We start from the raw sequence: 10,372 nt of genomic DNA, 5'->3' as shown, positions 1-10,372 counted from the left end.
CCTTGCTGGAAGAGGCTCCCTGACAAGCCATTCATCAGGCGTGTATGATGGACAATCCCGTTCCGCTGCGCCAGTTTCGGCGCAAGGCTTCAGGAGGGAGAATATCATGGCAACTGGATTTTACTGGGATGAGCGGTGCTTCTGGCACGCAGGCGGCAATTATGCCCTGACATTGCCTGTGGGCGGGCTGGTGCAGCCGCAGGCCAGTGGGGGCCTTCCCGAAAGCCCGGAGACAAAGCGGCGGTTGAAGAACCTGATGGATGTGACGGGGCTTAGCGCTGAATTGGATCAACGCAGCGCACCGGAAGCAGACCGGGAAAGCCTCGAACGGGTACATCCGGCCAAATATCTGGATGAATTCAAAGCGGTATCGGACGCCCAGGGTGGCGAAATCGGACATCATGCGCCATTCGGTCGGGGTGGCTACGAAATAGCGACCCTCTCTGCTGGCCTGGCCTGTGCCGCGGTCGAGGCTGTGGCGACCGGAAATCTCGACAACGCCTATGCGCTGACCCGCCCGCCGGGCCACCATTGCGAACCTGACAGCCCGATGGGTTTTTGCCTGCTCGCCAATATCGCCATCGCCGTCGAGGCGGCCTTGGCCCGTGGCGACGTGAAACGTGTCGTTGTGCTGGATTGGGACGTGCATCATGGCAACGGCACGGAAAAGATTTTCTATGACCGTGACGACGTGCTGACGATCTCGCTCCATCAGGAAGGTAACTATCCCCCGACCACGGGTGCAATATCGGATCGGGGCAAGGGGGCCGGAGACGGTGCCAATATTAACCTTCCGATGTACGCGGGTTCCGGCCATACGGCCTATCTTCATGCGATGGACCGGGTTGTGATTCCTGCCATCGACGCTTTCAAGCCCGACCTGATCATCGTCGCCTGCGGTTTCGACGCGTCCATGGTCGACCCGCTTGCCCGGATGCAGGCCACGTCGGCAACCTTTGCCGAGATGACCCAGCGGATCAAGGACACCGCTGCCCGCCTCTGCGATGGCCGCCTTGTGCTGGTTCATGAAGGGGGTTATTCCGAAGCCTATGTGCCGTTCTGCGGCCATGCCACCATTGCGACACTTGCGGGCAGCGCCATCATGGCAACCGACCCGATGTTGCCATCGTTTAACATCCGCCAGCCTTCGCCAGCCTTTGATGCCTTCCTGCGCCAGTCGATAGACGACATGGCGAAAACACTAGGACTCTGAGGACCAAATATGCCCGTTGCCAATCCCGACGCCCTGAATTTTCTACAGACCCGCCGGTCGCGCCCGTCAAAGACGCTTGGACTGCCCGTGCCGGATCGCGCAGCGCTGATGCCCCTTCTGACAGCCGCCGCACGGACGCCGGACCATGGCAAGCTGGAACCCTGGCGGTTCGTCGTGCTGGAACGTGGTGCGCTGCAAGCCCTCGCCGACGCGGCAGAGCGGCGAGCCAATGAGCTGGGTCTGCCGGCAGAACAGATAACCAAGGCCCGCAGCCAATTCGACGACGGCCATTTGGCCGTTGTGGTGGTTGAAGTGCAACGACCCTCCGAGAAAGTGCCCGCGATTGAGCAGACCTATTCAGCGGGCGCGGTATGCCTTTCGCTGTTGAACGCGGCGCTGGCCAGCGGCTGGGGCGCGAACTGGCTGTCTGGTTGGGTGTCACATGACCGGGCCTTCATGCGTGACGGTCTGGCGCTGGAAGATCATGAGCGGATCGCGGGGATCATCCACATTGGCACGGAAACCTCTGTACCTCCGGAACGACCCCGCCCCGAAATAGAGCGCATAACGACATGGCTATAGGTCTGATATTCAACGCATTTCTTCTGGCGCTTGGGCAGTTGAGCGACCCGCGCTTTCGCCGGGTCTTTCTGCTGGGGGTGGTGCTGTCTCTGATGTTGCTGATCGGGTTTACCGCCGGTTTCGCCTGGCTGACCGAAGCGATAACACCAGATGAGATCTGGCTTCCGATCCTGGGCGAGGTTCAGTGGATCGACGATTTCCTGTCCTGGGGGGCCGCGTTCCTGCTGATGTTCCTGTCGGTGTTCCTGATGATCCCGGTCGCCTCTGCGATCACCTCGATGTTCCTGGACGAGGTCGCGGACGCGGTTGAGGCGCAACACTTCCCGCAATTGCCTCGCGCGAACTCAGTATCCTTTGGCGATGCCCTGCGCGATACGGTGAATTTTCTTGGCGTGCTTCTGGCCGCGAATATCTTTGCCATCGCGCTCTATCTGATGTTCCCGCCCTTTGCGCCGCTGATCTTCTGGATGATGAACGGGTTCCTGCTGGGCCGCGAATATTTCACGATGGTGGCGATCCGCTGGGTCGGCAGGGCGCAGGCAAAGGCGCTGCGCCGGGAACATATCGGCACGATCTGGGTGGCAGGCACGCTGATGGCAATGCCCTTGTCAGTGCCGCTGCTGAACTTGTTGATCCCGATCCTGGGGGCTGCGACCTTTACCCATCTGTACCACGGCCTGACCATGCGCCGGCCCTGAACCAGGTCTCTACATCAGCGATACTGATCCATTCTGACAGGATGACCGTGGCCGCCATGGCCCAGATGACCGCCGCGATGGCGGTGGTCCATAGCGCCTTTTTCCCCAGATAATGATGTTCCGGCGCACCTGCGTGGGTGCCCGGCACGATGTCCTTCAGATCGCCCTGGGTCTGCACGCGGATCGGCAGGACGATGAGAAACGTCATCGCCCAGATCACGGCAAACAGGACGATGCCCGATGTGATACCCATGGTTCAGACCTGCTCCAGCTCGACCAGGGCGCCGTTGAAATCCTTGGGGTGCAGGAAGAGAACCGGCTTGCCATGTGCGCCGATCCTTGGCTCTCCCGTCCCCAGTACACGCGCGCCGGTGGATTGCAGGTGATCGCGGGCCGCGATGATGTCATCAACTTCGTAACAGATGTGGTGAATGCCACCTGATGGGTTCTTGTCCAGAAACCCCTGGATCGGAGAGTTTTCCCCAAGCGGATACAGCAATTCGATCTTGGTGTTGGGCAGTTCGATGAAGATGACGGTTACGCCATGGTCGGGCTCGTCCTGCGGCGCGCCGACATTGGCCCCGAGCGCATTGCGATATTGATCCGCGGCCGCCTCCAGGTCGGGAACAGCGATGGCCACATGGTTCAAACGTCCGATCATGATAGGTATCCTTCCGATTTGCATCTGCCTTATGACCCCAAGCCGGAGCAAGGGCAATGTGACACCTGCGCGCGCTGGCGGTCTGGCGGCGTTAACGGCGCATTAGCCATCGCTGGATACTCTCTGAGTCGTTATCGGATTGGAGACGACAATGGACAGTAACGATCCCTTCACCGCCCAACTTCCGCAACCGACGTCGGCCCGACCCCTGCTGGGCCTGACCGTCCTCGTGATTGAGGACAGCCGTTATGCCTGCGACGCGATGCGCCTGCTTTGCCTGCGGTCGGGTGCGCGGATCAGGCGGGCCGATTGCCTGCGGTCGGCCCGGCGCCATTTGCAGGTCTACCGTCCTTCGGTGGTCGTTATCGACCTTGGCCTGCCCGATGGCAATGGAACCGACCTGATTTCGGAACTGGCGGTCAGCCAGCCCAGGGTCCAAGTCCTGCTGGCGATGTCCGGCGACACCTATCTGGAGGGGGAGGCGATGGCAGCGGGGGCTGACGGCTTCCTCGCCAAGCCGCTTGTTTCAATCGCGGGCTTTCAGGAAAAGATATTGTCGCTGCTGCCCGAAGACCGCCACCCACAAGGGCCGCGCGTTCTGGACAATGCTGTCGTCATTCCCGACCGGATCGCGTTGCAGGACGATATGGCCCATATCGCTGAGGTGCTTGAGGACCCGCCCGATGATCACGCGCTGGCCTACGTGGCGCAGTTCCTGACCGGTGTTGCGCGGCTGGCCGAGGACAAGCCGCTGGAAGATGCGGCACATGCCCTCGCCGCGAAAAGAGCTTTGGGCGAGGCTGCTGCATCAGAGACGGCAATCCTGGCGGGCCTCATCCAGCACCGCCTGTCCAACAAGGTCGCGATCTAGGAGCAATGGGGCCGGGGGCCTACCCGTTGAAAAGACCCGTACTCAAAGCGCGGGATCGCTGGCGGCGCGGACAAGGCCGGTCAGGTCGCCCAGGCTTTCGCGTTGTTGACCGTCGCTGTCGAAATTCGCCGGGGAGAGCCAGGCCTCGAAGGCTTCTTTCAACGCGGGCCATTCGGAATCAATGGCCGCAAACCAGGCGGTATCGCGGTTGCGCCCCTTTACCACCACGGCCTGGCGGAAAATGCCCTCGTAGCTCAGCCCAAGCCGTTGCGCCGCCCGACGGGAAGGCATGTTCAATGCGTCACATTTCCATTCATACCGCCGATACCCTGCTTCAAAGGCCCATTTCATCATCAGGTACATGGTTTCGGTGGCCGCGCGTGTGCGTTGCAGTGCCGGGCTGAAGTTGATGTGCCCCACTTCGATTGAACCTGCGGCTGGCGTGATGCGCAGATAGCTCGCCACCCCTTCCCAGTTGCCGCTCTCCAGATTGCGGACCGCGTAGAAAAACGGGTCTTGCTGGCCTTCATGCTCCCGCGCCCAGCGATGATACTGCGCGGCAGATGAAAATGGCCCGTAGGGCATATAGTCCCAGACCGCGTCATGCTCGGCATAAGCGCGGTAAAGCAAGGCGGCGTGGACATCTGCGGACAGCGGGGCCAGCCGCGCATAACTGCCGGTCATGGTGTCGTCCGAAGGGCGCGGTGGCGGCGTCCAGTTGGGCACAGGCGGCCCGACAGGCCTCGAAGGGGAAGAAACGTCAGTCATGGTAAAACGATATGCGCAGCAAACCCATTGGGAAAGAGGATAATGCGCTGCTCGGGCCGCCCTGAGCGTCACCGTTAGGGGGTATCCTGCGGCATGTTTTCCGATCAACCTGTGCCGATATCTTGGTCTGCGCCGCAAAACCTGCACCGTGACAGCCAAAAATCGACATATTACCCTGCTGAGATGGCATGAATGCAGCACAAACCACAGGCGCACAGATGTTTCCGGACAAACGCGACACGTCAGAAAAGAAAGGTGCCGATCCCCGCAAGGTGGATTGGATCGTTCTTGCGGTCTCGCTTGTGGGTGTTGTGATCGTGGTTGCAGCGTCGATTCAGGCGGGCGAGGCGGGGTTGGTTGCCAGCCTGGGCAGTTATGTCATGACCACGGCGGCCTTCTGAGAACCCCGGCAGGAATTACCCCAACAGGCCGGGGTCGCTGCCCATGTCCAGTCCGGGAAAAACGCTGGCTTCCAGAGTATCCTTGTTCACGCCGGTAATGCCCCGCAGCATCCAGGCTGCTGTAGCGCGCACATCGCCGGTCGGCATCAGGTCGCGACGTTCATAAAGATCGACCTCTGCCAGCCCCGGCCAGCGGGTGCTCACCCGGCCCCCCTTGATCGCACCCCCCGCCAGGATCGCCAGCCCACCGGTGCCGTGATCGGTGCCACCGGCGCCGTTTTCGCGGGCCGTGCGCCCGAATTCGGTCATCGCGAGGATCGCGGTCTTGCCCCAGACATCCGCGCCCAGCCCGTCCTTCAGGGCCAGAATGGAGTCCTGAAGCGTCCCGAGGCTGCGCGGCAGGACTCGGTGCTGGACGCGGTGGGTGTCCCAGCCACCAAGGGAAAAGGCCGCAACCCGAGCGTCACCGCGCAGCCTGCTTGCCGCATAGCGGGCAATCTGATGATGTGCCCGGCCGCCTTTGCCATCCATCTCGGTCTCCGCCAGCATTTCCGCTTCTGCCAGGGCGGCGTGCAGGGCGGGGTCTTCCTCCATCACCATGGCGGCCAGCCGCATGGCTTGCGGGCTGATCTTCAGATTGGCCTCCGGTGCCCAGTTCGACACCGGCGCAGTCCCTTCCAATACCGGCAGGGGTGTTGTGCCAATGGCATAGGCCGTGTCCCGCGCCACACCGGGCATCTGCTGCAACAGCCGGTTCAGCCAGCCATCGCGTGTGCCATCGCCCAGCTCGGCGGTGCCTGCTTCCAGCAGGTCCTGGCCATCGAAATGGCTGCGCTTGTCGCGGTAGGGGGTGGATACGGCATGGACAAAGCTCAGTTCCTGCTGCCGCCAAAGCGGCATCAGCCCGGCAAGTGCCGGGTGCAGGGCAAAGTAACCGTCAAGGTCCAGCGCGCCATCGGACTTCAGGCCAGGCCGCAATGCGGCAAAGGCCGGATCGCCCATCGGCCGCACCACATCCAGCCCATCCATGCCGCCGCGCAGGATGATGACGACAAGGCGGGTGTCCCAGGGGGCTTGGGCAAAGGTCATCGGGGTCCACAAGGGGCTGGCGGCCAGCGAGCAGCCGATTGCCGTTGCGCGGGTCAAAAGCTGTCTGCGGGAGAGCTTCTTTGTCATCGTGATCCCTTTTCTAGCGTCGCTGTAACGCAGGTGAGACAAGCACAAGGCCAATCCCGACCGCGCGGGTTTCGGCGGCGGCAGTGGCGAACTTCAACTGCTCCGGCGCATCCGGGCCCACGGTGCTGCGCAGGAATTCCGCAGGTTCGGGCAATTCCCCAAGCAGCCGGGAGGGAACCGTCATCGCCCATTCCAGCCGGGCAGCAATGCCTTGCGGGGTGGCCCATGCGCCATCGGCTTCGGGCCAGCCATCGGGTCCCGAGGGCACCAGCCAATCCTGTCCCATGATCCTCAGCGGACCGAGGAACCATCTGCGGGTCTCCTTGGGTTTCAATGCCTGAATGCGATCCGGCGGAACGGCCAGCGCGCGCAATGCGGTGCTGATGTATTCCAGCGGAGGCCGCATGTTTGTGGCGGGCATTTCCCAGGCCAGAGGATCATTCAGCAGCGCCTCATAGAACGCCATCAATTCACCGCCGCTGTCCAGGTAGGCGGCAGTCAGCCGCGCAACCAGCTCTTCTGGCGGGGTATCGGCAACGAAATGCACCGCCAGTTTGGTGGCAAGGTGACGGGCCGTGTCGGGGTGCATGGCCAGATCGTTGAGCGCGTCGCGGATCGGCGTCATGTCCTTGCGGTCGCTGTAGGTCTTGCCCAGCACGGTTTCTCTGCCCGGTTCTGCCCAACCCTTGCGAAAGACAAAAGTATAGTCGCGCGTGCGGCTCATGCCCGTCAGCAATTCAGCCATCTGGCGCACGTCGTCCTGACCATAGCTGGAACCGACGCCCAGGGTATGAAGCTCCAGCAATTCGCGCGCCAGGTTTTCATTCAGACCCCGGCGATTGCCTTTGCGCTGGCCTCTTTTGCTGCCCGGTCCGATGGATGTTGTCTGGTCCAGATATTCCAGCATTACGGGATGGATGACGCAGGCGGTCAGCAGATCCGCAAAGCGCCCGGTTACATGGGGGCGGACCGCTTCTTCGACATAGGCGGGGACCGCCTGTTTGAGCATCGCAGCTTTTCCCTGTGCGGTGAAATGATCCGCCCAGAAGACAACCAGCCGCTCGCGGAAAGTGTCGGAGCCATAAATGCGCCGCAGCTGGATCTGCCCAAAGGACCGGAGGCGTTGACGGATGAAATCATGCACGATCGCGTCAGACTTTTTGCGGGCTTCCGCGGCCTGTTCGGAGGATGTGGTTTCCTTGCGGGCAAAGGAATCAAAGCGGCGTTTGACGATACTGGCATCCTGCAACGGGCGGAACCCGGGGATCGGGAACTGCCGGGCCATCACGTCTTCACCGCGCAGATTGTCGAGCATGGCCGCGACAGAGGCAGGCGGCGCGATCTCGGGCGATGCGCCATAGCCAAAGCGCCGCTCGGCAAGATGTGGTGAAAAGCCCATGTCGTCTCCAAACTGGCCCTGTGTCCAAGATAATATGTCACGGCGCATTTTGCATCCCTGGCAATCGGGCACAGGCCGAATTTGGCCGGGAACCGTCCCAAGTGTCCGTGCGTTGGGCAGCATTGACCGAAAGGACCCCCCATGCACACGATCTATGACGCGATCAAAGCCGACCACGATCTGCACCGCAGCCTGTTAAAGGAAATCGGTGAAACAAGTGGCGACAGCACAGAGCGTCAGAACGCCTGGAACAGGTTTTATCACGACGTGAAATCCCACGCCGCCGCAGAGGAAGAGACGTTCTATTCCAAACTGATTTCAAAGACCTGGGGCCAGGACGCTGCGCGCCATTCGGTGCATGAACACCAGCAGCTTGACGATTTGATGGAAGAGCTGAACGAGATGGACATGTCGTCATCGGGCTGGCTGACCAGGTTCAAGACACTCAGGCACGACTACGAACATCACATGGATGAAGAGGAGGAGGATGTATTCTCCCGCGCCAGGGAAGTCATCGACGCCAAGGAGATCGAGGGTTTCGGCGCACGCTTTGAAGCCCGCAAGAAAGAAGAGCGAGGGCTGATCGAGGAAAAGAAGGAAGATTCGTTGGAGGATTGACGAAAAAGGGGCTGCAACAGATGCAGCCCTCTTCACCTACTCCTGCGGGATCACCCTCAGCCCCAATTCCATCAACTGGTCGCTGGTCGGGTCGCTTGGTGCGTTCATCATCAGGTCTTCGGCACGCTGGTTCATCGGGAACAGGATCACCTCGCGGATGTTCTGTTCTTCGGCCAGCAGCATCACGATCCGGTCGATGCCCGCCGCACAGCCGCCGTGGGGCGGGGCGCCATATTGGAAGGCGTTGACCATGCCGCCAAAGCGCTTGCGCACTTCCTCTTCGCCATAGCCCGCAATCTCGAAGGCCTTGAACATGATTTCGGGCTTGTGGTTCCGGATCGCACCCGAGACCAGTTCATAGCCGTTGCAGGCCAGGTCGTATTGAAAGCCCAGCACATCCATCGGATCGCCCATGAGCGCATCCATCCCGCCCTGAGGCATGGAGAAGGGGTTGTGTTCAAAGTCGATCTTGCCGGTTTCAGCATCCTTTTCGTAGATCGGGAAATCCACGATCCAGGCAAAAGCGAAACGGTCCTTGTCGGTCAGGCCCAGTTCCTCGCCGATGATGTTGCGGGCGCGGCCCGCGATGGCCTCGAATGCCTTGGGCTTGCCGCCCAGGAAGAAGGCCGCGTCACCGACACCGAGGCCGAGTTGCTGGCGAATGGCTTCGGTGCGTTCGGGGCCGATGTTCTTGGCCAGCGGACCCGCCGCTTCCATGCCACCTTCGACTTCGCCGGATTTCAGCTTGGCCTGGGCTTCCTTCACGGTAATGCCCATTTCCTGTGCCACGGCATCCGCCGTTTTCTCGCGCCAGAAGATATAGCCCATGCCGGGCAACCCTTCCTTCTGGGCAAAGGCGTTCATCCGGTCGCAAAACTTGCGCGACCCGCCGGTCGGCGCGGGGATCGCGCGGACCTCGGTGCCGTCCTGTTCCAGCAGTTTGGCAAAGATGGCGAAACCCGAGCCTGCGAAATGCTCTGACACCACCTGCATCTTGATCGGGTTGCGCAGGTCGGGCTTGTCGGAGCCGTACCAGAGGGCGGCATCCTTGTAGGAAATCTGCTCCCAGGTCTGATCGACCTTCTTGCCGCCGCCGAACTCTTCGAACACGCCGGTGATCACGGGTTGGATGGTGTCAAACACGTCCTGCTGCTCGACAAAGGACATCTCAAGGTCAAGCTGGTAGAAATCGGTGGGCGACCGGTCGGCGCGCGGGTCTTCGTCGCGGAAGCAGGGCGCGATCTGGAAATATTTGTCAAAGCCCGAGACCATCAGCAACTGCTTGAACTGCTGCGGGGCCTGGGGCAGGGCATAGAATTTGCCCGGATGCAGGCGTGACGGCACCAGAAAGTCGCGCGCACCCTCGGGAGAGGACGCGGTGATGATCGGGGTCTGGAACTCCTTGAAGCCCTGATCCCACATCCGTTTGCGGATTGAGGACACCACGTCAGAGCGCAGCACCATGTTGTTCTGCATCTTCTCGCGGCGCAGGTCGAGGTAGCGGTAGCGTAGGCGCGTCTCTTCCGGATATTCCTGATCCCCGAACACCTGCAGGGGCAGGTCGCCGTTCACGCGGCCCAGCACTTCGATGTCACGGACATAAACTTCGATCTCGCCGGTGGGGATCTTGGCGTTTGCCAGCCCTTCCGCGCGGGCCTTTACCAGGCCGTCAATGCGGATGCACCATTCAGAGCGGACCTTTTCCACCTGCGCAAAAACAGGGCTGTCGGGGTCGCACAGCACCTGCGTGATGCCATAGTGATCGCGCAGGTCGATGAACAGCACGCCGCCGTGATCTCGCACCCGATGGACCCATCCGGCAAGGCGCACGGTATCACCTTTGTTCGCAAGGTTCAGATCGGCGCAGGTGTGGCTGCGATAGGCGTGCATGTGCGGTCCCCCTCAGGGCTGAATGAATTGGCGCAGGTACACCTTTTGCCGCCCCGGAAGTCAAGGGCGCGACGGGTCCCGTACCCCGTTTTTGC

At 61.4% G+C, this 10,372-nt stretch carries 12 protein-coding genes; 6 read left to right on the top strand and 6 right to left on the bottom strand.

The features are described from left to right. The first annotated feature begins 106 nt into the window (after positions 1-106). From A8B82_RS17330 to A8B82_RS17320, 3 genes are read left to right on the top strand one after another with little or no spacing between them, the layout of a single operon-like run. Positions 107-1,213 (top strand): class II histone deacetylase, encoded by a 1,107-nt coding sequence (locus tag A8B82_RS17330; RefSeq protein WP_067295202.1) that lies wholly within the window; start codon positions 107-109, stop codon positions 1,211-1,213. A gap of 9 nt (positions 1,214-1,222) precedes the next feature. Next, the gene (locus tag A8B82_RS17325) at positions 1,223-1,795 is read left to right on the top strand and encodes a nitroreductase family protein (RefSeq protein ID WP_067295199.1); all 573 of its coding nucleotides are present in this window, start codon (positions 1,223-1,225) and stop codon (positions 1,793-1,795) included. Next, on the top strand, positions 1,786-2,493 hold the full coding sequence (locus A8B82_RS17320) for an EI24 domain-containing protein (protein ID WP_067295196.1): 708 nt from the start codon (positions 1,786-1,788) through the stop codon (positions 2,491-2,493). Before A8B82_RS17325 ends, A8B82_RS17320 begins: the two co-directional genes overlap by 10 nt. Here the strand turns inward: A8B82_RS17320 and A8B82_RS17315 are convergent. Beyond that, positions 2,453-2,746 carry a DUF1467 family protein gene (locus A8B82_RS17315; RefSeq protein WP_067295193.1) on the bottom strand — a complete coding sequence of 98 codons (294 nt, stop codon included), beginning with the start codon at positions 2,744-2,746 and terminating at the stop codon, positions 2,453-2,455. The genes A8B82_RS17320 and A8B82_RS17315 overlap by 41 nt on opposite strands. Positions 2,747-2,749: 3 nt before the next feature. Next, positions 2,750-3,154: a methylmalonyl-CoA epimerase gene (gene mce, locus A8B82_RS17310; RefSeq protein ID WP_067295191.1), complete on the bottom strand. Its 405-nt coding sequence runs from the start codon at positions 3,152-3,154 to the stop codon at positions 2,750-2,752. 151 nt (positions 3,155-3,305) lie between these two features. Here mce and A8B82_RS17305 point away from each other — a divergent pair, with 151 nt between their 5' ends. Then, positions 3,306-4,025, top strand: coding sequence for a response regulator (locus A8B82_RS17305; RefSeq protein WP_067295188.1), 720 nt, complete (start codon positions 3,306-3,308; stop codon positions 4,023-4,025). 42 nt (positions 4,026-4,067) lie between these two features. Here A8B82_RS17305 and A8B82_RS17300 read toward each other — a convergent pair whose 3' ends face one another. Next, on the bottom strand, positions 4,068-4,793 hold the full coding sequence (locus A8B82_RS17300; protein WP_067295185.1) for a GNAT family N-acetyltransferase: 726 nt from the start codon (positions 4,791-4,793) through the stop codon (positions 4,068-4,070). Between the two features lie 188 nt (positions 4,794-4,981). Between A8B82_RS17300 and A8B82_RS17295 the strand changes: the two genes are divergently transcribed. Then, positions 4,982-5,194 (top strand): hypothetical protein, encoded by a 213-nt coding sequence (locus A8B82_RS17295; protein WP_067295183.1) that lies wholly within the window; start codon positions 4,982-4,984, stop codon positions 5,192-5,194. Positions 5,195-5,209: 15 nt separating this feature from the next. Here A8B82_RS17295 and A8B82_RS17290 read toward each other — a convergent pair whose 3' ends face one another. Further along, the gene (locus tag A8B82_RS17290; RefSeq protein WP_067295181.1) at positions 5,210-6,370 is read right to left on the bottom strand and encodes a DUF1501 domain-containing protein; all 1,161 of its coding nucleotides are present in this window, start codon (positions 6,368-6,370) and stop codon (positions 5,210-5,212) included. 13 nt (positions 6,371-6,383) lie between these two features. Beyond that, complete coding sequence (locus A8B82_RS17285; protein WP_067295177.1) at positions 6,384-7,769, bottom strand: DUF1800 domain-containing protein; 1,386 nt, start codon at positions 7,767-7,769, stop codon at positions 6,384-6,386. 141 nt (positions 7,770-7,910) lie between these two features. Between A8B82_RS17285 and A8B82_RS17280 the strand changes: the two genes are divergently transcribed. Continuing rightward, positions 7,911-8,387: a hemerythrin domain-containing protein gene (locus A8B82_RS17280; protein WP_067295174.1), complete on the top strand. Its 477-nt coding sequence runs from the start codon at positions 7,911-7,913 to the stop codon at positions 8,385-8,387. Positions 8,388-8,423: 36 nt separating this feature from the next. On the opposite strand, the gene aspS is transcribed toward A8B82_RS17280, so the two are convergent. Beyond that, positions 8,424-10,277 (bottom strand): aspartate--tRNA ligase, encoded by a 1,854-nt coding sequence (aspS, locus tag A8B82_RS17275; RefSeq protein ID WP_067295171.1) that lies wholly within the window; start codon positions 10,275-10,277, stop codon positions 8,424-8,426. Positions 10,278-10,372: the final 95 nt, after the last annotated feature.

This window comes from Sulfitobacter sp. EhC04 (assembly GCF_001650875.1).
In the GTDB taxonomy this organism is placed as follows: domain Bacteria; phylum Pseudomonadota; class Alphaproteobacteria; order Rhodobacterales; family Rhodobacteraceae; genus Sulfitobacter.
The sequence above is the reverse complement of the archived record's forward strand: the minus strand, read 5'-3'. Positions and strand labels throughout refer to the sequence as shown.

What these genes read in the sequence shown, in the direction of transcription:
- A8B82_RS17330 (WP_067295202.1), top strand. Translation starts at nt 107, where the DNA reads ATGGCAACTGGATTTTACTGGGATGAGCGGTGCTTCTGGCACGCAGGC.
- A8B82_RS17305 (WP_067295188.1), top strand. Translation starts at nt 3,306, where the DNA reads ATGGACAGTAACGATCCCTTCACCGCCCAACTTCCGCAACCGACGTCG.
- A8B82_RS17295 (WP_067295183.1), top strand. Translation starts at nt 4,982, where the DNA reads ATGAATGCAGCACAAACCACAGGCGCACAGATGTTTCCGGACAAACGC.
- A8B82_RS17300 (WP_067295185.1), bottom strand. Translation starts at nt 4,793, where the DNA reads ATGACTGACGTTTCTTCCCCTTCGAGGCCTGTCGGGCCGCCTGTGCCC.
- aspS (WP_067295171.1), bottom strand. Translation starts at nt 10,277, where the DNA reads ATGCACGCCTATCGCAGCCACACCTGCGCCGATCTGAACCTTGCGAAC.
- A8B82_RS17290 (WP_067295181.1), bottom strand. Translation starts at nt 6,370, where the DNA reads ATGACAAAGAAGCTCTCCCGCAGACAGCTTTTGACCCGCGCAACGGCA.
- A8B82_RS17320 (WP_067295196.1), top strand. Translation starts at nt 1,786, where the DNA reads ATGGCTATAGGTCTGATATTCAACGCATTTCTTCTGGCGCTTGGGCAG.
- A8B82_RS17280 (WP_067295174.1), top strand. Translation starts at nt 7,911, where the DNA reads ATGCACACGATCTATGACGCGATCAAAGCCGACCACGATCTGCACCGC.
- A8B82_RS17315 (WP_067295193.1), bottom strand. Translation starts at nt 2,746, where the DNA reads ATGGGTATCACATCGGGCATCGTCCTGTTTGCCGTGATCTGGGCGATG.
- mce (WP_067295191.1), bottom strand. Translation starts at nt 3,154, where the DNA reads ATGATCGGACGTTTGAACCATGTGGCCATCGCTGTTCCCGACCTGGAG.
- A8B82_RS17325 (WP_067295199.1), top strand. Translation starts at nt 1,223, where the DNA reads ATGCCCGTTGCCAATCCCGACGCCCTGAATTTTCTACAGACCCGCCGG.
- A8B82_RS17285 (WP_067295177.1), bottom strand. Translation starts at nt 7,769, where the DNA reads ATGGGCTTTTCACCACATCTTGCCGAGCGGCGCTTTGGCTATGGCGCA.